Consider the following 23,665-nt stretch of genomic DNA (forward strand, 5'->3'; position numbering starts at 1 on the left):
TTTAAAAGAGTTTGGAAATAAATCCAAACTCTTTTCTTATTCGTAAATTGATCTTTTTTCCCTATACACTCTATACAAGTATAGCAATCCTCCTATAAGCAGGATAGGCAAAATCAATGACAAGACTTCTGCAAAGATCTTTATTATTAAAATAAATATTCCAATAACAAGACCTATCAATAAAATAGGTAGGCCTAGGAATAATCCTATTATACAAAATGCAAGAGTTAATATTATACTTAAAATTATTAAAGTTGCGCTTAACATACATTTCTCCTTTTGAAGATATTATACACAATCTTAATTTTAATTTCAAGATTCTTAAATTTAAAATTTCTTAAATAAAAAACAGGACAAGCTAATCTCGCCCTGCTTATAATTACTATTAACCTCTAGCAAACATTTGACCATCAAGGATGTATAGAGCTCCCCAATTGTCTTTTGCTCTTTCAAGTTTTGTAACAATCTTAGAAACAGAATCTTCTTCTTCAACTTGTTCATCGATGAAGGCTTGGATGAATGAAAATACTCTTAAATCTTCTTCTTTACTTACTTCAGCTATTTCATGAATTCTTCTTGTAACTTCTTGTTCGTGAGCTAAAGCTGCTTTAAATACGTCAAGTAAGCTTTCATAATCATATTGTGGTTCTGGTATAGCTTTGTATCTTACATCATAACCTACTTCTTGTAGGAAGTGTTTCATTTTTTCACCGTGTTCGATTTCTTCAGCTACTTGGTGATCAAACCAATGTGTAAATCCATCCATTTCAAGTCTATCTGTATATGCAGCCATTGCCTTATATACATATGCTGACTCATACTCAAAGTTCATTTGTTCATGTAATAATTCTAATGCTTTACTCATTTATTCTTCCTTTCTCTAGATAATCTTCATAAGATATATATACCCCATATATCTTAAAATCCTTATCTAAAATCTCCTTTATTACTTTTGTTGTGTCTTTGGAGTAAATTTCAACTGTGAAGGTCTTATCTTTAACCATAAATTCATCGCTTGGTAAAATTCCTTTATTTTTAAGCGCACTTAAAATATCCATCGCATCCTTCCTGGTAAATAACTCATCAAGTTGGAAACTATATGGATAAATCGTATCTGTATCAGTATTTGGATTTATTTTTTTGATTAATAATAAGTCATCCATAGTTTTCTCCTATCTTATATTTACCCTAAATAGTAAAAACTTAACAAGAATTTAATTTTTCTTCTGCTTCCCTTTTAGAAAATATACAACCACAATATTCTTGCCTATAAATATCATATTCTTTTGAAAGCTCTATAGACTTCTTATAGCCATCCTTCTTCTTAAAATCAGCATAGAGATATTTAATGCCAAGAGCTTCTTCAAGCCTTGCCCCAATCTCATTAAGCCACTGGGCATTCTTATAAGGAGAAATAGAAAGGCTAGTTGTAAAATACTCATAGCCCATATCTTTTGCATAGCGAGCAGTCTTATCAAGTCTAAGCTCATAGCAATCATAGCAAGCATCCCCAAACTCCCTATCATCCTTTCTCTTTTCTGCCACAAACTTAAAATCCTCCATGTCATTAGCAGGAATAATTACTCGGCCATCAAAGTGAGATTTCTCAGCCACCTTCTCCAAATTCTCCGCCCTCTTATCAAGCTCAGCCCTTGGATAGATCATTGGATTATAAAAATAAAGATCCATATCAAAATGATCCCTAAGCCTTTCAATAACTTGGGTAGAACAAGGCCCACAACAAACCTGAAGCAAAAGCCTAGGCCTTCTTCCTTCTTCATCAATTTTTTTAATTATATCCTCCATGACCCTGTCATAGTTTATCTTATTCATTTTTTCACCTCTATTTATAAGTAATATTTTTATACTTACTATTTAATTTTACTAAAATTTGGGCAAATAAAAAGGCTTTTATAAAGATTTAAGATAAGTTATGCTTTAAATTTATCAGTGAATGGTTTATAATTAAATTAAAATATATAATTAAAGTATACTTTTATAAAATTTGACAATTTAAAACTAGTTAACTATAATGTAAACACAAAGATACAATGGTCGCGCGAAAGCGGACTGCAAGCTCCCTATCACATTATAGTGATAGGGAATTTTGTTTTTAAAGGATAAAAATTAATAATATATTACCTAACAAACCATTTAAAGATTTTGATGAACTACTCGACATACTAAGAGGCAGAAATCTAATTATAGAAAACGAAGAAAAAGCCAAAGATATTTTCTTACTTTTTCATATTATGACTTAATAAATGGATATAAAGATCTATTTATGGTTAACGATAATTTTATAGATGGCATCTAATTATCATACTTAAACTTATTTGCTATGTTCGATAGGACCCTTCAAAACACATTATTTCAATATAGTGTACTTGTCGAAACTTCGTTTAAAACAACTCTATCTTATGTAATCTCAAAAAAATTCGGTGTATTCGAGGAAGAATATCTAAATAAGGATAATTATATCAGGTCAAATAATAGTAAATCAAAAAAATTATTAGAAGAAATAAAGAGCATCTATAAGCAGCCCTACCGTTGGATGAATCATCCAACAAACAGAAAATGAAGCCAACTACTTTGCCTACAGACTACTAGACCTAGAAATAGGCACCGCCTACAACTACACGATAGACCAGTACGCAAATCTCTTGGCAGTAAGTAAAGATACAATCAAATATATAATGGATTAATCATATTGACAAAAAGTCCTCGTTCCTATATAATATAAACATACTAAAGGAACGGTTCGTGTGAGAACCCAAAAGAGGACTTTCGAAAGGAAGTTCTCTTTTTTTTATTTTAAAGGAAATTATGACTAAAGAATTTAAAACAATAGATGAACAAATAAAAATATTAAAAGACAGGAAACTTCTATTTGAAAATGAAGAAGCAGCTAAACAAAATCTTATTAGATACGGTTATTACGAAATAATAAACGGTTATAAAACACCGCTAATAGATCAAGAAAAATCGACAGCGACAGATGATATTTATAGAGAAAACTCTACTTTTGAACATATATTCTCTTTATATCAAATGGATAAAGGTATTCAAGAATCTGTTAGAAATGCAACTATGGTATTTGAACAAATAATAAAAACTGCCTTAGCCTATCACTTATCCGAAAAATATGGACATTTAGAAAAAAATTATTTAGCAAACCACAATTTTAAAACAGGTAAAATTGATTATTCTGGAAATTCTCAGCTATATTACCTCCAATTAAAATTTAATAAGATATTAAATGAAGAACTGGAACCATATAAACATTATAGGGAAGAACATGGCCATATACCAGCCTGGATATTACTTAAAGGTACAAGCTTAGGGAATGTCAAAATATTTTATTCACTACAAAGAAAAGACATAAAAACAAAAGTAATTCAGACAGTTCTAAACTTATCCCCATTAATTGAGACCCATGATTATCCAAATGTTATATATAACTACTTTACAGCACTTTTAAATCTTACACATTTGTTTAGAAATAGAGCATCTCATAATGGTAGGATATACAATTACAAGGCAAACTATAGAAATACTCCATATATTAAGTCAATTCATGATTTAATGAATGTTTCAAAAACTAAATTTAAAAAAGAAAAACTGGGACAAAACGATCTTTATACTTTACTATACCTTCTGAGAGGTATAGACGATCTTACTCCATATGTTAATTTGAGAGTTGGTATAACTTACTATATTGATAAACATCTATCAATATATCCTGAAGATAAAGAGTTTATACTAAGTCAAATTGGTGTCCCAAAAACTAAATTTAAAGAAAAATTAGAAAATATATTTTAAATAAAAACACCCCTCAAAGACTGAGAGGTAAATTTACAAGCTGGATGTGATATAAAACCCTGAACAAGTTTATTATATCCGAGAAAGGATGTACAGATGAGATTACCAAATGGCTACGGATCAATCTATAAACTATCTGGTAAAAGATGAAAACCATGACAGCAAGTAAAAAACTTTCTATAAGCGCTTATGTATTAGATCTATTAAAAAAAGACCAGACAAGCTTTTTTGACTCTATGGAAATAGCAGTCAAATATAGAAATCAAATCGACAGAATAAAAGGAACAAACACCACAGGCTATGACATCTACTTCAAAGATAGCCACATAAACACTTAAAAATAAAAAACAAACTAGGGATTACATTATCAGCTACTTAAGAGATAAGTAATCTCTTTTTTAATACAAATAAAAATCTTCCGGAAGATATGTCTTAATAAAAAAATACATCTTCCGGAAGATTTCACGATTTTCCAATTTTCTTTGTTACTAGTGTGTTACTAATGAGTCAATTTTTACTAGTTTTCATAAAACCTTAATATAAAGAAAAACTGCAAGAATAGCACATTCCTGCAGTTTGTTGTATCTCGTGTAATTATCTCTTTGAGAATTGTGAAGATTTTCTTGCCTTTTTAAGACCAGCTTTCTTTCTTTCTTTCTTACGTGAATCACGTGTTAAGAAGCCTGCTCTTTTTAGGGCTATTCTATAGTCAGGATTTGCTTCAAGAAGTGCTCTTGCTATAGCATGTCTTATAGCTCCTGCTTGACCATTGTATCCACCACCATTTACATTAACTCTTATATCATAGCTTGTAAGATTTTCTGTTAATGCAAGTGGAGATCTTGCTATAATTCTTAGAGATTCAAAGTTGAAATATTCGTCTAAGTCTCTGCCGTTTACTAGGATGTTACCAGAACCTGGTACCATTGTTACTCTTGCAACAGAGGTTTTTCTTCTACCTGTTGATTGAATTATATTTTCTGCCATATTTTACTCCTTACTTTAGATCCAAAGTTTCTGGGAATTGTGCTTCGTGACCATGTTCGCTTCCTGCATATACTCTTAGTTTCTTAGCCATTGCACGACCAAGTTTGTTGTGTGGAAGCATGCCTACGATTGCGTGTTCTACAATTCTTTCTGGGTAAGTATTCTTCATATCTTTGAATTTTGTAATTTTAAGACCTGATGAATATCCTGAATATCTCTTGTATTCTTTTTGATCTTCTTTGTTTCCTGTAAGAACTACCTTGTCTGCGTTTATTACGATTACGTAATCTCCAGTATCAAAGTGTGGAGTAAAGGTTGGTTTGTTCTTTCCTCTTAGTATTGCTGCAACTTGGCTAGCTAATCTACCTAGCACCATGCCTTCAGCATCAACAACATACCATTTTCTTTCGATGTTTGATGGGCTTGCAGTCCATGTCTTTTGATATTTCATTCATTCCTCCTGTGTATTTTTCGGCTACTTGCATTTAGACACCGCCCAAATAGCTAGCGGCTGTACTCGTCCTGGCATTTGTCCATCGCTTCCAGGATAAGCGACTTACTCGAACTTCAAAGAGGTCTGAGTCGACTGATATATAATACTCTTTTACTGCTATTTTGTCAACATCTTTTACTTGTTTCTGATATTTTTATAGGTAAAAGGTGAAAATATTATTAGCATTGGATAAATCTCAAGCCTTCCAAATAGCATGGCAATGGTTAGGGTTATCTTTGATAAATCGCTCATTGCCGCAAAAGATGTGATTGGTCCAAAGTCCCTAAGACCTGGGCCTACGTTGTTAAAGGTTGTAGCTACCGCAGCAAAGGCTGCTTCAAAATCTTCTATTTCTATACTTATTATAAACATAAAAAGGACAAATAAAAGTATATAGATTACCAAATACTTATTTATAGATTCCTCTAGGTCCTCATCAATTTTCTTGCTATCCATCTTATTCACTATGATCCTCCTAGGGTTGATTACCTTTCTTACTTGGTTGATGGATGATTTTACAAGGATTACAAGTCTTGATACCTTAAAGCCACCAGCAGTTGATCCTGCAGATGCTCCTATTAGCATTAATAAGACTATCAAGTTTCTTGAGAAAAATGGCCAGGACCCATAGTCTACCGACACATAACCTGTCGTTGTTATTATCGACGATACGGTAAAGATGGATTGGACGCCAGAATAAACTGGGTCACCGTAAAGGTCTTTTATATTTATAAATATAAGTCCTGTAGCCACTGCAATTATTCCCAAATACCAGTAGAGTTCTTCTGATTTAAAACTATCTCTTGCTGACCTTATCAAAGCGAAATAATATAAGTTGAAATTCACCCCAAACAAAATCATAGCAATGGTTAGAACAATTTCTATATATCTTGAATCATAGTAGCCTATTGATAGGCCCTTATTGCCAAATCCACCAGTTCCTGCAGCTCCCATGGCATAGATTAAAGAATCAAATAAGTTCATCCCTCCAAAGAGCAAAAATATTACCGTAACACCAGTCATGGCCAAATAAATTATATAGAGGACCCTGGCTGTTTGGCTTAGCTTAGGTGTAATCTTACCAAAGGATGGACCTGGCATTTCTTGCCTTAAAAGTGATGCTGACTCGGTATTTGTCTTTGGTAAAATCGCAAGAGTAAAGACAAGTATTCCCATACCACCTATAAGGTGGGATAGGCTTCGCCAAAATATTATAGAATGGGGAAGTCTTTCTACATCTAGGGCTACAGATGCCCCGCAGGTTGTAAAACCACTTGCCATTTCAAAGATGGCATCTACTATAGAGTGATAATTTGTAGGCGTGAGGTAAAGGGGAATAGACCCTATTACCGAAAATATTATCCAACAAAAGGCTGTTATAAACATGGCCTCTCTTGTGTAGATATGTCCCTTGTCATCTCCTAATTTTACAAGGATAGATCCTGTTATTAAGGAAAATATAATCGGTATTATGAAATTAAGCTTATCTCTTAGGCTCTCGTTGTAAATAAAGGCTACTAGCAAGGGAACGGCCATCAAAAAGGCCAAGACTTGGAGGAGCCTGCCTAGGAGGTGGTTTATTATCTTAAGATTCATTTCTCCTCCAATATATCATCTAAGACCTTAAAGTCATGGCTGGTTGTTGCCACAAGGACTGAATCTCCCAGGCTAATCTTAGAAGAACCATTAGGCACTTCTATTTCGCCATCCCTTTCCCTATGCTCTATAGCAAGAACTAGGCTGTCATCTCTGATTTTTAAATCCTTAAGACTTACATCAAGGATTTTGGAATGCTCAATAGCCTTAAATTCTATAACTTCAACTTTTTCATCTTCTAGCCTATAAAGAGAAGAAATTGATTGGCCCCTGGCATTACCCTTACTTCTTACAAACCTATTTATAACATCACTTGCAGCCATCTTTGGAGCAAAGGTAGTGTCTATATCAAGGATTCCTGTCATCTTTAAAAGCTTGGTCCTATTGACCTTGGCAATTACCTTATCAAGACCATATCTTTGGGCTAGGAGTGAAATCAATATATTTTCCTCATCTATTCCTGTTAGAGCAATGAGGGCATCGTAGTCATTTATCCTTAGCTCTTCAAGGAGCTCTGGAGAAGACCCGTCGGCATTTATTACTACAGCACCTGAGTGCATCTGGCTAATCTCTTCAGCCTTTTTCCTATCAATTTCAACTACACTTACCTTAAAACCTCTTTGTAGCAAAAGGCCAACTAGATATTTTGAAACATTTCCAGCACCTATGACCATTACATTTTTTATATCGTAGGCTCCCTTTTGTTCGTGCCTATAAAAGCTATCTACAGCCTGCTTCTCGCCAATTACATAAATCTTATCATTGGCCTTTAAGATGTCATCACCGTGGGGTATTCTTACATCCCCATCTGAATTTATTATTCCTATCAGGGTGTGGTAATTTTCTGAATAGGAGATAAGGTCTGATATTTTTCTCCCATCAAGGTCTGACCCCTCATCGATAACTAGCTCCATCATTAAGGCCCTGTCTTTAAAGAAGCCTTCAACGTTTAGGGCGTGGGAATATTTAAGGGTTCTTTGTATATCCTTGGCTGCTATGTATTCGGGATTTATGATTGATTTGGCATCTGTCATTTGGGCAATCATCTTTTTATGCTTAACATATTGGGTTTCTCTTAGCCTTATTATTATGTTTTTGGCGCCAAGCTTTTTGGCAAGGGTTGAAGCAATTAAGTTTACATCATCAGATAGGGTTATGGCTATAAAGAGGTCACAATCCTTAACGCCTGCCTCAATTAAGATATCAACATCCCTACCATCTCCTAAAAGACCCATAACATCATTTGTTGCCAAAAGGTCATCCAGGACAGCCTTGTCATTATCTATTACTACTATATCATGGCCTTCGCTTGAAAGGTCACTGGTTACAAAAGAGCCGACTTTGCCGGCTCCTAATATTACAATCTTCATCATTTCTCCTTAGAAATCGCAAAATAAATCACATTCTTGTATTATACTTATTATTTTAACATTTCTAATATATAAAATCTATTATTTATTTAGATATTCATAGGCATATCTTGCTAGAAGCTCTGCCCCATATTTCATGGCCCTTTCATCCGGATTGAAATCTTGGGCGTGGTTTTGTGGGTGGGTTTTTGGATTTTCTGGGTCCCTTCCCCCTATAAACATATAAGTTCCAGCAACTCCTGGTACATCCTTATAGCCTGATAGGTAAAAACCAAAGTCTTCGCTACCTGATAATTTTAGGTCGGTTGAAACATTGTCTTCGCCAAAGATATCTTTTGCAATCTCTACAGAAAGGTCTGTGGATTTTTCTTCATTTATGACTGCTCCTGCACCCATATTGTAGTCAAAGACTGCACTTCCATCATAAAGCTCTGCTGAAAGCCTTGCTGCCTTTTCCAATTCTTTTACCATAAAGTCTACTGCCTTGTTAGAAAATGACCTAAAAGATCCCTCGACTCTTATGTCAGCAGGAACTGCATTTGCTGCAGATCCACCTTCAACTACTCCTAGGTTTAGGACGACTGGGTCAAAGACATTATCTATCTTTCTTGCAGAGATTCCATAGGCTGCATTTATGAAATTTGCAAGCATCATCATGGCGTCATTTCCTTGGTAAGGGGTTGATGAGTGGGCAGATTTGCCCTTAAATTCGACCTTAAAGAAGGTGTTATTGGCCATAACTTCTCCATAGCCTGTTGCTGCCTTGCCCAAATCCCATCCTGTATGGATGTGGATTGCAAAGGCAGAGTCTACATCTTTTGTAAAGCCCTGGCTTACCACAGCCCTACCGCCTTCTCCAGTTTCTTCTCCTGGTTGGAAAATTATCCTTACCCTGCCCTTAAGCTCATCTTTCATCTTAACCAGTACCTTTAGAGCATTTAAAAGCATGGCTGCGTGGATATCATGACCACAGGCATGGCTTACACCTGGGTTTTGACTCTTATATTCAAAGTCATTGGTTTCTGCAATAGGAAGAGCATCTATATCAGCCCTTAAGAGGACAGTTTTACCAGTGCTTTCTGGATTTATCTCTACCATAAGGCCTGTAGGCTCGATTGCCACTGGGTCAAAGCCAAGGGCCTCAAGTTCTTTTCTTATAAACTTAGTTGTTTCTGTTTCCTTCATTGATAATTCAGGATGGGCGTGCATATATCTTCTGTCTTCTATCATCTTTTCTTCATTAGTTAAGATTTCATCTCTAATTATATTTGTCATTTCAAATCCTTTCTTATTTCTCTAACATTATACCCAAAAGCCACTTATAAATAGCAAAACTCCCGCGAGGGGAGTTTCTAATCTGCTTGTGGAGCTATTTTTAAGTCTAAATATAGGTCATTATAAAGAATGGTCATCTCCTTACCTAGATCCTTAAAAATTTCAAGCTTTTCTATATCTTCATCGCTTGGATATAGAGTTGTATTTGCCCTTAATTCAGGATCAAGTAAGTCTAGGGCTTTTTTATTTGGTGTAGCATAAGAAACATATTCAGCATTTCTTGCCGCAACATCCGGCCTTAAAAGATAGGAAATCAAGGCATAGGCACCTTCAGTATTTTTGCTTGTCTTTGGTATAACAATAGTATCAAACCATATGTTAGAGCCTTCTTTTGGGATTATATAAGATAGGTTTGGGTTTGCCTCTTGGGCAATTTCAGCCTCTCCAGAGAAAGTAATGCCTATATCAGCCTCTTCTAGGGCCAAGTACATCCTTATCTCATCAGCAAGGATAGCCTTAACATTAGCCATAAAATCTACTAGTTCATTCTTGGTTTTTCTTAAGACTGTTTCATCAGTGGTATTGGCTGAAAGTCCATCTTTCCAAAGGCCAATTCCAAGAGTCTCCCTAGCTCCATCAAAGGATAGGATTTCTCCTTCAAACTTAGGGTCAAATAGCTTGGCCCAAGAGTCGACATCCTCTGCCTTATATTTTTTATTATTATAAACTATGCCAAAAGATCCCCAAAAATATGGAATTGAATACTCATTATTTGGGTCATAGTCTAAATTTAGAAATCTCTCATCGATATTATCAAGACCCTTAATTTTGCTATGGTCAAGTTTTTTTAAAAGACCCTTGGCCTTCATCATCTCAACTGTATATTCTGATGGAAAGGCCAGGTCGTAAGAAGTCTTGCCCTGTTCAATTTTCGCCATCATAGCCTCATTTGAGTCAAAAGTTTCATAGATTATGCGATAGCCTGTTTCTTCTTCAAAATCCCTTAGGACTTGTGGATCTACATAATCACCCCAGTTGTAAAAATATATATTTTTAGAATCTGAACCGTGGCTATTGGCATTTAGCCTTTTTTGTCCGATAAATAAGGCCAGGCACATGGCAAGGACTGCCAATATAAATCTATATACCTTATTCATAAGCACCCGCCTTTCTTTCTCTACTTTGTATTACATAGTAGCCGATGACCATTAAAAGTGATATGACAAAGATAAGGGCTGATAGAGCATTAATCTCAAGCGAAATACCAGTCCTTACCCTAGAATAAATCTCTACAGAAAGAGTCGTAAAGCCAGACCCAGTCACGAAAAATGTCACTGCAAAGTCATCCAGCGAATAGGTAAGGGCCATAAAAAACCCTGCAAATACACCACTTGCTATATTTGGTAGAATTATCTTATTTAAGATAATCATATCATTTGCCCCCAAGTCTTCTGCAGCCCTCATCATGTCGGAATTTAGGTTATATAGCCTTGGCAAAACCATAAGGACTACGATTGGTATAGAAAAGGCAATGTGGGATAGAAGCACCGAATAAAAACCCATAGGGATTTTTAAAAGAAAGCTAAATAGGATTAGGAAACTTGCCCCCATCATTACATCAGGAAAAACCATGAGTACTGAATTAAGGCCCAAAACCCTCTGCTTAAGCTTCTTGCTTCTCATATAATAAATAGAAATGGCTCCCAAGGTCCCAATAACAGTTGCAATAACAGATGATAAAAGGGCAAGGATTATGGTGTTTAGGACAATATTTATAAGTCTCTTATCCTCAAAAACCGCCAGGTAATGCTCCATTGTAAAACCCTCAAAGCTATTCATATTTCCCCCACTATTGAAGGAATAAAAAATCAAATAGGCTAGGGGCAGATACATTATTATGAAAATAAATATCAAATAAATATTTGCCAAAGAAAACTTCTTATTTTTCATAATCTCCCCCCTTCTTGTTTAGAAAGCTAATTACTAAAAACATCATTACAATCAAGACCAGGCCAATGGTAGAGCCCATCCCCCAGTTTTGTGTAACTAGGTAGTGTTGTTCGACAGCCGTACCTAGGGTTATAATCTTATTTCCTCCAATTATCCTTGTTATCAAAAATAGGGATAAAGATGGGATAAAAACTGCTTGGACACCTGATAAGACCCCATCCATTGATAGGGGTAAGATTATCCTCCTAAAAGTTTGAAGCTTGCTGGCCCCCAAATCTTCGCTTGCAATGACATATTCCTTTGGAATAGAGTCAATTGACCTAAAGATAGGAAGAATCATAAAAGGAAGCTCTACATAGGAAGCAACCAAGATAAAGGCAGGATTTGTAAATAAAATACCCTCGCTTGCAAGCCCCAAAAATCCTGCTATAGCCCCATTTTTATTAAAAAGACCTATAAAGGCATAGGCCTTTAAGACTAGGTTAATCCAGGTTGGTAGGATTACCAAAAGCAGGATCAAATCCTTATGCTTGGCCTTTGATAAAAAATATGAAAAAGGATAGGCCCACAAAAGTGTGAAGGCTGTTATCAAAAAGGCCGTCAAAAAGGAATTTAGGGTCATTATTATATAATTTTTATTAGAAAAATAAGCTATATAGTTATCAAAAGTGAAATTGCCATATATATCAAAAAATGATTGGTAAAAAAGCAATAGGATTGGCGCAATGATAAAAATCAAAATCCACAAATAGTAGATAAAGCTTAGCTTTTGGTATTTTTTAGCCATCTACATCTCCAATCGAAAATTCTTCCATCCTCTTGTCAAAGTCATCCTCGCTCTCGTTATAACGCATAACATGGATATTTTCCGGATCAATCGCTATTCCGATATCATCGCCCTCTTCAAAGACCTTGGTTGAGTGGATTTTCCACCTAAACTCATCCTTATCAAAGCAGATAAGCTCGTTGAAAACACCCCTAAAGAGGATATTGTCAATGTTTACCCTTATATCAGCTTCATTGATATCAACCACCCTAATATCTTCAGGTCTAATAACTACTTCAACAGCCTCTCCTTTAGGAATACCGGCATCAGAACAATCAAAAACCTTGCCAGCAAATTCTACCTTATAATCATCAATCATCTTAGCCTTAAGTATGTTTGATTCTCCGATAAATTGTGCAACATAGCGGTTGATTGGCTCATCATATATGTCTGTAGGAGGGCCTTGTTGGACAATTTTGCCCTTATCCATGACAAAAATCCAATCGCTCATAGCTAGGGCCTCTTCCTGGTCGTGGGTTACAAAAACAAAGGTAATACCCAGCTCCCACTGGATATCACGAAGAAGGACCTGCATAGATTTTCTAAGCTTCATATCAAGGGCCGATAAGGGCTCATCTAATAAAAGCACATCAGGCTTATTGACAAGGGCACGGGCAATAGCCACCCTCTGCTTTTGACCACCAGACATCTGGCTTACCTCACGCTTTTCAAAACCAGCAAGCTCAACCATCTCAAGTGCCTTTTTTACCTCTTCTCTTATAACATTCTTATCAGTCTTTTTAATCTCAAGGCCAAAGGCCACATTGTCAAAAACATTCATATGAGGAAAGAGTGAATAATTTTGAAAAACTGTATTAACAGTCCTCTTGCTTGCAGGCACATCGCCCACATCCTGTCCATTGATATAAACCTTGCCCGAATTAGGCTCAATAAAGCCAGCTATCAAATTTAAAATAGTAGTCTTGCCGCAACCAGATGGGCCAAGCAGGGTATAAAATTTACCCTTTTCAAGCTCAAGATCGACAGACTTTAAAATCTCTTCATCATTATAAAACTTACTGACCCCATCCAAAACGACAGAGTACTTATCAAAATTATTTTCCATCATTCACCTCACAATTTCCTTTATAAAAAGTATACCACAAATAGCCTTGAATTTGGAATATAAAAAAAGCTGCTACAAAAGTAACAGCCAAAATTTAATTAATTTCATCTTTATAATCCAAATAAGCATCTGAAAATCTCACATCGCATAAAATCATAGCTATTACCATCCAAATGATAAATATAACAAGACCGATGCCAAAAATTACGATTGAACCACTAAGACCCAGAGATGCAAAGGTAAATGCTGTAAATAAAACAGAAGGACCTATTATAAAAATTGCATAAATTACTAGGGACCTAGCCATGAGTTTCTTGCCAATGACAAAAATATTTTTAATCGATGTAAAGACTGACTCATCTAAATCATAATTATCAGCCAGATAAAGATTTGAATAGGCTGTCAAAAGTCCAAGAATTGCAATAATTACTATGACAACAAAGGGTAATAGGAAGGCCCCTATGGTAAATACAGCATTATTTGATGGATTCACCAAGGCTTGTCCTATAAGAGTTCCACCAGTGTATTGGATCAAAAAATTTAAAATACTGCTTGCCAGCGCAATAATAAAGGCAACAGTTATCACCCTGAAATTTATGTAATTTATCTGATTTAGATAATCACCCACCTTGCCCATCCTATTTCTAAGAAGGCCACCTGCTATGGCAAAGCTAAAGGCAAAGCCAAAAATAGACATGATTATATTCATAAATAAGGCCAAAACTGGTTTATCAGCAAGGATTGTGCCAAAAATAGCCGCAATTGGGCCCAAAGCAAGCACCGATATAAGTCTAACTAAAAATATAGACGAAAATTTATATTCTCTCTTCATAAAATCTCCAATCTGCAAAATAAATCTGCTTACTAATAATTTACCACTTTTAACAATAATTTACCATAATATAATGACAAATGGGTATAAGTAAAGCGAGGTGATAATATGGATAAGATAAAATACACATTAAATGAAAAAGAATCTAGGTCAGAAGTCTATGATGGAGATAAGCTAATTGGCAAATGCGATTACAGGATAGAAACAAATAAGCTTGATATCTACCACACCGAAGTGGATGCAGCCTATGGCGGTCGTGGTCTTGCCGGCAAATTAGTCGACATTGTAGTAGCTTATGCCAGAGATGAAAATTTAAAAATAATCCCAAGCTGTCCTTATGTGGCAAAGAAATTTGACAAAGATGAGTCCTATAAGGATGTGGATGCTAGATAAAAATTTGAGGGCCCTTGCCCTCTTTTTTTAGCTAATGTATTAGCCTTTACCTTTTTTAAAATACTTGGTATGATTAAGATGATTTCTTATCTTTGAGGTGAATGATGAATACAAATAGAAAAGATATTTTTAGGAAGGCTGGGATTTTATCATTAGCCCTTTTTATATCTGTAAATAGCGTAATAAGTGGGTCACTCATCAAATTATCTGATGAACTAGCCATCCCCCTTACATCTGCAGAGTTTCTAGTAACTCTAGCATCCTTTTCTACAATAATACTAATCTTATTAAATGAAAAAATAACAAGGAAAATAGGGATGAAAAGAGCAGTCCAAGTCGGCCTTTTCTTTGTGGGTATATCGGGCCTAATTCCCCTATTTTTCAAATCTTATGCTGGAGTCTTTGCCTCAAGGCTAATCCTAGGAATGGGAGTGGGCTTTTATAATGGCCACTCGCCCAACCTCATCAATGCCTTCTACGAAGGAGATGAAGCAGCAAACCTCCACGGCATCAGAAACTCCTTTGAATACATAGGGCAAATGATCCTAGTCTTTATAGCAGGAATCTGGGGAGCTAAGTCTTGGACCTATGCCTTTTTAACCTACAGCTTGGCCTTTCTTATTCTAGGATTTTTCTCCCAAACAGTAGAAGAAGTAGACCTAGAAGAATCAGATGAAAAACTCCATATCAATGCCCAGATGATTTTTTATATAATCTTTGCAGGCATCATGATAATGAATACAACAGCAGTATCAATCAGATTTGCCAAGGTAGCAAGCCTAAGCCTAAGTCCTGATGCAAACCTTAATATGTACATGCTAATCTTACCAATAGCAGGCATGATCTCAGGCTTTCTCTTTGGTTATATAAATAGAAAACTCAGGTCTAAAACCTTGCTTCTAGGCCTAGTAATCTATATCATAACTAACATAAGCCTAGGCTCTTTTGGAGAAAATCTCCTAGTCTACCTAGCAGGCATGGCCCTCTTAGCCTTCTGCCAAAGCCTCTGCACCCCATATATCCTAGCAGAAGTATCAAGATTTGTAAGAGGCTCATCAGCAAGACTTATAAATAATTTCATCTTTGTAGGGGTGAACCTAGGAGGATTTTTATCAAGCCTCTACCTAAACTTAATCACAAAGATATTTTCCCTAAAAAGTCCCACCAGCCCTTTCCTATCATTCATAGGATTTTATATAATCCTCTTTGCCATATTCTTCTACGAATACCTAAGTGTAAGGCAATTTAGAGCTAATAAATAATCTTAAAAAAATCGTCCAACTCATATTTTATTATGAGGGACGATTTTTACATTGTTTAAAATATTCTATTTTTCAAGTATTTTTCTAGCTTCTAGGAAGTTTACTATAGAATAGATACCTATACCGTTGAAGATTATCTTTATAAAGCTACTTATATCGGCGTTTGGATCTATTATATTTAGCTTTGTTCTAATGAAGTGTAAAATTAATATTGTTAGCCAATAGATTGCGGCCCCTATTAGGGTTAATTTTAAATATAGTGCCTTGGCTTTTGCCTTTCTTTCTGGATTAACTAGGGTTATTCCAAAGACTGCGATGGCAAGTATTATTAAGACATGATAAATACTATAAAAAATAAATTATTCACGTGATTAATCATTTAACAACAAGAATTTATTTTTTTATACACATCTATATAATTTTTAATATTACATTCCTTATATAAATGACACTTTTTATCACAAAAAGATGAACATACACATGGAATATAGGGTATATTTAAAAATAATTTATCCTTAATTAAATCCTTAATTACTTCTTTTATTTCTTCTATACTGTAAAAATTTTTCAAAATATTCGTAATTTCTATATCATTATAATCCTGGCTTTTAAGATTATAGATATTAATAGCTATGTCATAATAATTTAGTATATGCGGATCATAACAATATTTACTAATTTCTTCATAATAGGATTTTAAAACATCCCTAGCTTTTACATAATTTTCTTTATATGCATAACAAACTGATAGTAATAAATCAATATTTATCCCATCAAGGCTAGTCAATTTATCATTTTCTATAGGTAGTATAATAAATTCGCTTAACACATACTCTTTCTTAAATTTATATTTTGTAAAATAGGAAATTAATAATTCGACCTCGTTATCATCTATTGTATTTTTATTTTTACATAAAATTTTTTTTACTTTTATAGTATCATTAAAGTCTTTTATAAATTCGTAGTTAGAATAATTAGTAACTTCACTCATTTCCGGTACAATTATTTGATAAGTAAAAAATCCTGTTTTAGAATGATTAGCTACCATAATTTCATATCCTAGTTTATATAGGATATTACTAATAAATTCCCATATACATTTATTAGATTTTAAATTAGATAATTTATCCCATACATCCCCAGGATAAGTATGCATTGACTCAAAATTAAATAAAATATGTGGGTATGCTCCTTCACCATTTATAAATATAGAATTATAATTTTCTTCAAATTTATCATTTACACTAGCACTTAAACTTGTCATAGTTGATTTCAAATCATCTATCGTCCTACCTTGAAAAATTTCAGTAACTGATCTTTCTATTGCAATTTTTAAATTTGCGTGACATCCACAACTTGCAAAGTATCTTTTTTTATGCTTGTCTATTAATAGAACAATTATTGTTGGTAAACCATATTCAAAACTAGTATCTATGATTTTAATACTTAAACCATATTCTTCTAAGTCTGAGATTCTAAAACTTAAATCATTATAATTATCTCTTATAAATTCAGTAATATCTGAAAATTTTGTCATTTCACGATTCAATATTTTTTTGATAGTATATCTTTCGATGATTTCGAAAATAGCTTGATTTAGGGATTCATATTTTGTATTTCCTGCAGCTATACCATTAGATCCATAAAATGTATCAACAAATAGTCCTGGTAATTTTATATTCCTTCCTTCAAAAGTTTTGTAGCTAATAATTTCTTGTACAGGCATTTGATATATTAGATCCATAAAATGTTTTAAAAATACTTCTATTCCTGATTCAGATAAAATATCATAATTATATAAATAACTTAATATATATTCTTGAATTACTTTTTCATCATCTATTATCACTGAATTAACATTTACATTTTTAAATAAGTTAAAACTATCTAGGAGCCTAAAAGGTATACCCTCTTGAACTCTCTCAAGCATTTCAGCATAAGCACTAGCCAGTGCTAAATCTGGATTTATACCTTTACCATTAGAAACTAGATTTGTACCTATAATCCTAAGATTTAATGAATATACACCATCAATAGGATTCAACCAATTTTCTTCAAGTTCAACATTTAACTTTTTAAATATCATTTTAATATCTCTAATAGTATCAATCGGTTTCTTATCTTTTAAATTTTCATACATCACACATTCCTTTGTTCATGTCTATAACTAAATCAAATCTGTCAATATAATCATCTATATCGTGGCTTACATAGATAAAAGTCAAATTTTTATCATTTAGTAAAAACTCCAATATTTCATTCCTTAATTCTTTCTGCACTTGATTAAGCCCTTCATCAACAATCAAAATATCTTTATTTCTTATAATTGCTCTTAATAATGCAATTCTTTGTTTTTCTCCTCCTGAAAGAGATTGAGAAGTTGGATCTTTTTTTGATATTTTATCATATTGAAATAAATCAAATACATTTCTAAAATCATTAAAATCTATTGACGAATAAAGAGCTATGTTATTATCTACACTAGTATTAAATATATACTGAAATTGAGGTATAATTGAAAAATATCGATTGATATAAGCATTATCTAATTCTTTTAAATTATGTCCGTTTATATATATATCCCCATTATAATTTTTGATTTTCCCAGTAATAATTCTTAAAAGCGTTGATTTTCCAGAGCCACTATTTCCTTTAATCAATATTTTATTAGATTTATTAATTATAATATTACTTAAATCAACATTTAAACTATCATAATATGAAAACTGAAGATTATTTATTTCAATGTTATTAAAATCATGATCATGATATGATTTTTTTGAATTTGTTTCTTCTTTTGCTTTTTCATAATATCTTTTTACTAAAGTTTTATATGACGCTCTACCTGAACTGAGTATATTTATAGAGGTAATTAATCTAATTAAAGGGGAAATTATTATATCCGAAAATTGTATTGCTGCTATAAATGCACCTAAAGTCATACTCCTATAATATATAGATACGGAGCCATAACATATTAGTATAAATAGACCTATATAAGATATACACCCAATCAATATCTCCAAGCTACTTTCTAAATACCCAAATTTACTTTCGGTATATAAATTGTCGTTCATAGTCTTATTTACCACTTTTTTAAATTCAAAAGTAGCTAACATATTTCTAATAACATTTATCCCCAAAGTATAATCTAAAATAATACTATTAAAAAGTTTGTTTTTTTCTATATTTTCATTTTTGTATAGTTCAACTCTAGATTTAAAAATATAAGGTATACTCAAAGTTAATATATTTGGAATCAATATAAGCAATATAAGAACAAAGTCTAAATTTATTATCGCAAAGCTATAAATAAGCATATTAACTAAAAGAATTATTATATCTAACTTATTAATATAATAATCTTTAATAAAATCCTCAACATTATTATTAATATCCACATTTATATCGGCGACATAATCATTATTTTTAAATAGAGTTTCATCCTGTTCAACGAAACCTATAATTTGTGATATCATGATTCTTTTCATATTAACTGTTAATTTTATCAATAATATCTTTGTAATATATTCAAATATAATAATTCCTAATATAGACACGCCATATTTTATAATGTTATTTTTAGTTACAGATATATTTCTATAATTATCTATTATATTTTTAAGTATATATGGTTGTACAGAGACTAAAATAGCTAGCATTATGGATATGAATATATATATAAGTGAAATAATTTTAATATTTTTATTTTTATAATTCATAATTTCCCCAGTGAGTTAATTTAAAATTGCATAAGGATTATTTTCAAGACCCTTACAAAATATATTCTCAAAATAGACACCATCTAAATAATTAAAAATGTTATTTTCAAAAAAGTTATCATAATCTAAAATATTTAAGCTACTCTTTTGGTTACTTAGAATACAAGGATAAATAAACCCATTGGAATCTATATCTAACTTTGATATTCCAGCACCACAGGATACTGAAATAGAGTTCGTTAAGCACCCTTCATCATATATAATATCTATATAATTTCTATATTTAGACTTTAAATTAAATATAATTCTAGGCTCTATTTTTTTAAAGCATAATTTATTTTCATTGATTTTTGCTCTACCCATATTAACTAATTCACCAAATTGTATTTTTTTTACACCGCTATCAATAGCCAATTTTACTATATCTTCTAATTTATTAGGCTCGTTATTCATACTCGAAATCGTTATATTAGTATTTGTAGACGATAACTTTTTAATATTTTTCCAAACTCGATCAAAGGCCCCAACATTTTTAGTAAAATTATCATGAGAAAATCTGTCATGTCCATATATAGATATCTGTATTTCATTAAAATTTTCTAATGATTTTACAATATCTATATTTGATATATTAAGAGACGTAACTATTGATTTATAATCAAAACCATTTATACTATCTACAATATTTAAAAAATCTTTATGTACTAAAGGCTCACCACCGGTTAAAGTAATTTGTGGTGTTTTCTTATTTATCATATTGATTATTCTTATAATATCTTTAAATTCCATCTCATTAGCATTCATATCAGAATCATTAAAACAATGAATGCAATTTTGAGGGCATTTATTAGTAATAAATAGATTTATTAATTCAGGATAGTAAAATCCCTGTCTTCCACTTTCTTCAATACTCTCTGTATTCAATATTAACTTATCATTAGATTTTATATTTTCTCTATTCAATGATTTATATTTTTTTATTTTATTATTAATAGCGTTTAACTCATTTTTACCGACATATATCTTTTTATTATTGTCAAATAAAAGAGCGCCTTCTCCAAAATAGTGTATATGCATAATTTCTTACAGAGAATTGGCATTATTTATTAATTTCTTTTTATATATGAGTATATATTTCTATCTTAATATTATGCCAATTCTCTAATTTTTTACATTATACTTATTTTAGTTTGCTGCGTTCTTTTAGTACCGCAACTTTTAATAGTTATAGCACCTTGTCTTAGACCTTTAAATAAAATCTTCATGTAAAATTTTCCTTTCTTTAAATTAAAACTTCAATTTTATATATTATATTATCTATTTCAATATTCTATTACATCAATCCATTCCAAAATATTATGCAAAATTTACTAGTACAATATTTACTATTTCTTTCTAATATACAATTTAGCAGATGTATTTTAATATTTTGGTTATAAAATGACATTTTCTTTTTTACTCAATTATACGGACTCTATCTCCTTTCATAACAATGTAAATAATAAATCGATTTATATATAAATATAACTGTAATTTAAAAATTTGTACAGGACACATGTGTCCTGTACAAATTTTATGAATATTATATAATTAGTTTAGATTTTATGAAAGGATTTATTATGAACAAATTTTTCAAAACTTTTTATATTACACTATTATTAATTGTACTGATTTTACCAAGCAACCTATCTGGTGACAGAGAAGATGATATTATAGAAGTTTATTCAATTGATAAGCTAATCTAGCATTAAATTATAACTTTTAAATTCAATCATCTCATTTAACCTCTCAAAGCCGGATAATTTGGCACTCCATTTAGCCAAATTTATTGATTCTTCATAGGTGTTATATCCTAAATCATATTCACATATAAATTTATCATAATAAAATAATGATAAAGCTTCTACATCTTTTTTTAATGATGCTTCATTGATAGCTATATTAATTAAACTTAGAGCTTCTTTGCTTCTGAAATCAACATAAAGTCTATTTATAATAGAATTAAAAATCAACATTTTAACAGTATGATTATTGCAATCTTTAGATATTTTTTCTAAAATTTCATAATTGTTAAATGATTTATATTCTTTAAAATCATTACATATATTTACTAAAATCCTCATTTCTATGGTGGAATACTTCCTATCAATAATATTAGAATTATTGTATATTGTTGATGTAATCTCTTCATATCTTTCTTTAAAATCGAATTTATCAAATTCCTTATTCAGTACCCTATCCATAAATAGTCTTAAAAGTTTAATGTTTTTTTCTTTTCCCATCATTAACTTATTATCATTTTCAACTGTAGAAAGTTTCTTTGATAGGATTTCTGCTTCGTTTCTTTCGATAAAGATGCTTGCTACTCCCAATTTATTTAATATTTCTTCATAAAGGTAGTCTGTTTCAAAATGATTTTTATAATATATATCAAGTAAATCTTCTTCATAAGCCTGCGAAAGTAAGATAAGGGAATCTGCTCCTAGGCTCTTTATATTACCATTTTCAAGTCTAGATAGGCTTCTTACGCTTATGCCTGTAAGATATTCTACATCCTCTTGCCTTAATCTTTTTCCTATCCTGATATCTTTTAAAAGCTTTCCAAAGTCTTGGTTTTTAGTCATAACTTGCTCCTTGGATATAATTATACTTTAGATTTTAATTTTAAAGGAAAGAATCCCGGAATTAACCCGAGATTCTTAATTTTTATTATCTAAATTATTCTATTTTTCAAAAAGCTTCCTAGCTTCAAGGAAGTTTACTATAGAATAGATACCTATACCGTTAAAGATTATCTTTATTAGGCTACTTATGTCTGCGTTTGGGTCTACTATATTTAGCTTAGTTCTAACAAAATATAAGATTAATATTGTCACTCCATAGATTGCTGCTCCTATTAGGGTTAATTTTAAATCTAGGACCTTACCCTTGGCCTTTCTTTCTGGCTTAACTAGGGTTAGGGCGAAGACTGCTATGGCAAGTATTATTAATACATAGGCTGGCAATTTTACAAAATATAGGGCGATGAGTCCTATTAGATAAAGTGCTAGTGAAAGTGTTGGCATTTTTTCCTCCTATTTTACAAATATATTTAAATTTAGTTCGTAGGATAAGATTTTTAATAATTCCTTACCCCTTACTGAGTTGCCTGTCTTATCTAGTCTTGGTGAGTAGACTGCTATGCCGCAGACTCCTGGGACTATACCAAGAATTGCCCCGCTTACACCTGATTTTGATGGGATACCTACATTCATAAGGTAGGATCCAGAGTTTTCATACATACCGCATGATGCCATCTGACTTACTATTATGGATACAATTGATTCTGGGATTAGGTCTTGGATTTTATCTATTCCGTAGCCCCTATTGGCTAGAACTGCCCCAAAGTGGGATAGGCTTTCTATGTCTGTGCCTATGGAGCAAGACCTTATATATAAATCTAGGACCTCACTTGGGTCAGCATCAAAAATTCCCTTACTCTTTAGGTAGTAGCTTATGGCCTTGTTCCTGTCAGATGTTTCCATTTCTGATTCATAGACATCCTTTAAAAATACCGATGTATCTGAGCCTGCTATCATATTATAAAAGTCCATAAGTCTTTTAAATCTCTCATCTATATTATTTCCCATTATCATGGATGTAGTTGTGATGGCCCCTGCATTTATGAAGGGGTTGGCTGGTTTGTCTGTAATTGGCACTAGGGAATTAAATTCATACCTGGTTGGCTCACTGCCTACCTTATTATAAACATCTTCTAATTTATTGTCATGAAGGGCTACCAAAAGGTCCAGGATTTTGGATATAGATTGGAGGGAAAATATCTTATCAACCTCTCCATAAAGGAAGGTATCTCCTGTTATGGATGTGATGGCTAGGGCGAAGCTATCAGGGTCAACATTTGCTAGCTCTGGTATGTATGTTGCAACCTCTCCTTGGCCTATAAATCTCTCGCTTTTTATGATTGCTCTTCTGATTCTTACATCTATTTCATTTCTATCAAAAAACATAAGACCTCCTACAAATCTTATTGTAATTTTCCTTACTCTTATATTTATACCCCTTTCAAACTTT

At 32.4% G+C, this 23,665-nt stretch carries 26 protein-coding genes; 6 read left to right on the forward strand and 20 right to left on the reverse strand.

Features of this window, described 5'->3' with window-relative positions; translation table 11 throughout:
* Window positions 1–36 precede the first annotated feature (36 nt).
* From NH288_RS00235 to NH288_RS00250, 4 genes are all read right to left on the reverse strand, one after another.
* On the reverse strand, window positions 37–267 hold the full coding sequence (locus NH288_RS00235) for a hypothetical protein (RefSeq protein ID WP_265212177.1): 231 nt from the start codon (window positions 265–267) through the stop codon (window positions 37–39).
* A 118-nt stretch (window positions 268–385) separates the two neighbouring features.
* Window positions 386–865: a ferritin gene (locus NH288_RS00240; RefSeq protein ID WP_265212178.1), complete on the reverse strand. Its 480-nt coding sequence runs from the start codon at window positions 863–865 to the stop codon at window positions 386–388.
* The gene (locus tag NH288_RS00245; RefSeq protein WP_106460833.1) at window positions 858–1,163 is read right to left on the reverse strand and encodes a hypothetical protein; all 306 of its coding nucleotides are present in this window, start codon (window positions 1,161–1,163) and stop codon (window positions 858–860) included. Before NH288_RS00245 ends, NH288_RS00240 begins: the two co-directional genes overlap by 8 nt.
* A 40-nt stretch (window positions 1,164–1,203) precedes the next feature.
* Window positions 1,204–1,833: an epoxyqueuosine reductase QueH gene (locus NH288_RS00250; protein ID WP_265212180.1), complete on the reverse strand. Its 630-nt coding sequence runs from the start codon at window positions 1,831–1,833 to the stop codon at window positions 1,204–1,206.
* 508 nt (window positions 1,834–2,341) lie between these two features.
* Between NH288_RS00250 and NH288_RS11360 the strand changes: the two genes are divergently transcribed.
* The 3 genes from NH288_RS11360 (at window position 2,342) to NH288_RS00260 (ending at window position 4,160) form a co-directional block, all read left to right on the forward strand.
* A complete protein-coding gene (locus NH288_RS11360) occupies window positions 2,342–2,581 on the forward strand; it encodes an Abi family protein (protein WP_414731741.1) in 240 nt (79 codons plus the stop codon).
* A 245-nt stretch (window positions 2,582–2,826) separates the two neighbouring features.
* Window positions 2,827–3,822 (forward strand): Abi family protein, encoded by a 996-nt coding sequence (locus NH288_RS00255; protein ID WP_265212182.1) that lies wholly within the window; start codon window positions 2,827–2,829, stop codon window positions 3,820–3,822.
* A 155-nt stretch (window positions 3,823–3,977) separates the two neighbouring features.
* Window positions 3,978–4,160 carry a hypothetical protein gene (locus tag NH288_RS00260; RefSeq protein WP_265212184.1) on the forward strand — a complete coding sequence of 61 codons (183 nt, stop codon included), beginning with the start codon at window positions 3,978–3,980 and terminating at the stop codon, window positions 4,158–4,160.
* A 256-nt stretch (window positions 4,161–4,416) separates the two neighbouring features.
* Here the strand turns inward: NH288_RS00260 and rpsI are convergent, their stop codons facing one another.
* The 10 genes from rpsI to NH288_RS00310 all read right to left on the reverse strand — a co-directional run bounded on the left by rpsI (window position 4,417) and on the right by NH288_RS00310 (window position 14,217).
* Complete coding sequence (gene rpsI, locus NH288_RS00265) at window positions 4,417–4,809, reverse strand: 30S ribosomal protein S9 (protein WP_106460835.1); 393 nt, start codon at window positions 4,807–4,809, stop codon at window positions 4,417–4,419.
* 10 nt (window positions 4,810–4,819) lie between these two features.
* Window positions 4,820–5,260 (reverse strand): 50S ribosomal protein L13, encoded by a 441-nt coding sequence (rplM, locus tag NH288_RS00270; RefSeq protein ID WP_106460836.1) that lies wholly within the window; start codon window positions 5,258–5,260, stop codon window positions 4,820–4,822.
* 177 nt (window positions 5,261–5,437) lie between these two features.
* Entirely contained in the window at window positions 5,438–6,898 is a 1,461-nt protein-coding gene (locus tag NH288_RS00275) for a TrkH family potassium uptake protein (RefSeq protein ID WP_265212190.1), read from the reverse strand.
* Window positions 6,895–8,268, reverse strand: coding sequence for a Trk system potassium transporter TrkA (gene trkA / locus NH288_RS00280; protein ID WP_106460838.1), 1,374 nt, complete (start codon window positions 8,266–8,268; stop codon window positions 6,895–6,897). Before trkA ends, NH288_RS00275 begins: the two co-directional genes overlap by 4 nt.
* A gap of 81 nt (window positions 8,269–8,349) precedes the next feature.
* Window positions 8,350–9,543 (reverse strand): M20 metallopeptidase family protein, encoded by a 1,194-nt coding sequence (locus NH288_RS00285; RefSeq protein ID WP_265212192.1) that lies wholly within the window; start codon window positions 9,541–9,543, stop codon window positions 8,350–8,352.
* 77 nt (window positions 9,544–9,620) lie between these two features.
* A complete protein-coding gene (locus tag NH288_RS00290; protein WP_265212194.1) occupies window positions 9,621–10,700 on the reverse strand; it encodes an ABC transporter substrate-binding protein in 1,080 nt (359 codons plus the stop codon).
* Window positions 10,693–11,493 (reverse strand): ABC transporter permease, encoded by an 801-nt coding sequence (locus tag NH288_RS00295; protein WP_265212195.1) that lies wholly within the window; start codon window positions 11,491–11,493, stop codon window positions 10,693–10,695. The genes NH288_RS00290 and NH288_RS00295 overlap by 8 nt, the downstream gene beginning before the upstream one ends.
* Complete coding sequence (locus NH288_RS00300) at window positions 11,483–12,280, reverse strand: ABC transporter permease (RefSeq protein WP_265212196.1); 798 nt, start codon at window positions 12,278–12,280, stop codon at window positions 11,483–11,485. Before NH288_RS00300 ends, NH288_RS00295 begins: the two co-directional genes overlap by 11 nt.
* Window positions 12,273–13,385: an ABC transporter ATP-binding protein gene (locus tag NH288_RS00305; protein ID WP_265212198.1), complete on the reverse strand. Its 1,113-nt coding sequence runs from the start codon at window positions 13,383–13,385 to the stop codon at window positions 12,273–12,275. The genes NH288_RS00300 and NH288_RS00305 overlap by 8 nt, the downstream gene beginning before the upstream one ends.
* Before the next feature lie 94 nt (window positions 13,386–13,479).
* The gene (locus NH288_RS00310; RefSeq protein ID WP_265212199.1) at window positions 13,480–14,217 is read right to left on the reverse strand and encodes a hypothetical protein; all 738 of its coding nucleotides are present in this window, start codon (window positions 14,215–14,217) and stop codon (window positions 13,480–13,482) included.
* Window positions 14,218–14,325: 108 nt separating this feature from the next.
* On the opposite strand from NH288_RS00310, the gene NH288_RS00315 reads away from it, so the two are divergent.
* Entirely contained in the window at window positions 14,326–14,610 is a 285-nt protein-coding gene (locus tag NH288_RS00315) for a GNAT family N-acetyltransferase (protein ID WP_265212201.1), read from the forward strand.
* 104 nt (window positions 14,611–14,714) lie between these two features.
* The gene (locus tag NH288_RS00320) at window positions 14,715–15,872 is read left to right on the forward strand and encodes an MFS transporter (protein WP_265212202.1); all 1,158 of its coding nucleotides are present in this window, start codon (window positions 14,715–14,717) and stop codon (window positions 15,870–15,872) included.
* A 379-nt stretch (window positions 15,873–16,251) separates the two neighbouring features.
* Here NH288_RS00320 and NH288_RS00325 read toward each other — a convergent pair whose 3' ends face one another.
* The 3 genes from NH288_RS00325 to NH288_RS00335 are packed head-to-tail and all read right to left on the reverse strand — an operon-like array spanning window position 16,252 to window position 20,671.
* Window positions 16,252–18,012: a YcaO-like family protein gene (locus NH288_RS00325; RefSeq protein ID WP_265212203.1), complete on the reverse strand. Its 1,761-nt coding sequence runs from the start codon at window positions 18,010–18,012 to the stop codon at window positions 16,252–16,254.
* Window positions 18,005–19,594 (reverse strand): ABC transporter ATP-binding protein, encoded by a 1,590-nt coding sequence (locus NH288_RS00330; protein ID WP_265212204.1) that lies wholly within the window; start codon window positions 19,592–19,594, stop codon window positions 18,005–18,007. Before NH288_RS00330 ends, NH288_RS00325 begins: the two co-directional genes overlap by 8 nt.
* Before the next feature lie 15 nt (window positions 19,595–19,609).
* Window positions 19,610–20,671 carry a radical SAM protein gene (locus NH288_RS00335; RefSeq protein ID WP_265212205.1) on the reverse strand — a complete coding sequence of 354 codons (1,062 nt, stop codon included), beginning with the start codon at window positions 20,669–20,671 and terminating at the stop codon, window positions 19,610–19,612.
* 542 nt (window positions 20,672–21,213) lie between these two features.
* On the opposite strand from NH288_RS00335, the gene NH288_RS00340 reads away from it, so the two are divergent.
* Complete coding sequence (locus NH288_RS00340) at window positions 21,214–21,339, forward strand: hypothetical protein (RefSeq protein WP_265212206.1); 126 nt, start codon at window positions 21,214–21,216, stop codon at window positions 21,337–21,339.
* Here the strand turns inward: NH288_RS00340 and NH288_RS00345 are convergent.
* The 3 genes from NH288_RS00345 to glsA form a co-directional block, all read right to left on the reverse strand.
* Window positions 21,331–22,218, reverse strand: a complete 888-nt coding sequence (locus NH288_RS00345; RefSeq protein ID WP_265212207.1) for a helix-turn-helix domain-containing protein — start codon at window positions 22,216–22,218, stop codon at window positions 21,331–21,333. The genes NH288_RS00340 and NH288_RS00345 overlap by 9 nt on opposite strands.
* Window positions 22,219–22,317: 99 nt before the next feature.
* On the reverse strand, window positions 22,318–22,659 hold the full coding sequence (locus NH288_RS00350) for a hypothetical protein (protein ID WP_106460857.1): 342 nt from the start codon (window positions 22,657–22,659) through the stop codon (window positions 22,318–22,320).
* A 9-nt stretch (window positions 22,660–22,668) separates the two neighbouring features.
* Window positions 22,669–23,601 carry a glutaminase A gene (gene glsA, locus NH288_RS00355; RefSeq protein ID WP_106461141.1) on the reverse strand — a complete coding sequence of 311 codons (933 nt, stop codon included), beginning with the start codon at window positions 23,599–23,601 and terminating at the stop codon, window positions 22,669–22,671.
* Window positions 23,602–23,665 lie beyond the last annotated feature (64 nt).

This window comes from Anaerococcus sp. NML200537 (assembly GCF_026131715.1).
GTDB lineage: Bacteria > Bacillota > Clostridia > Tissierellales > Peptoniphilaceae > Anaerococcus > Anaerococcus kampingae.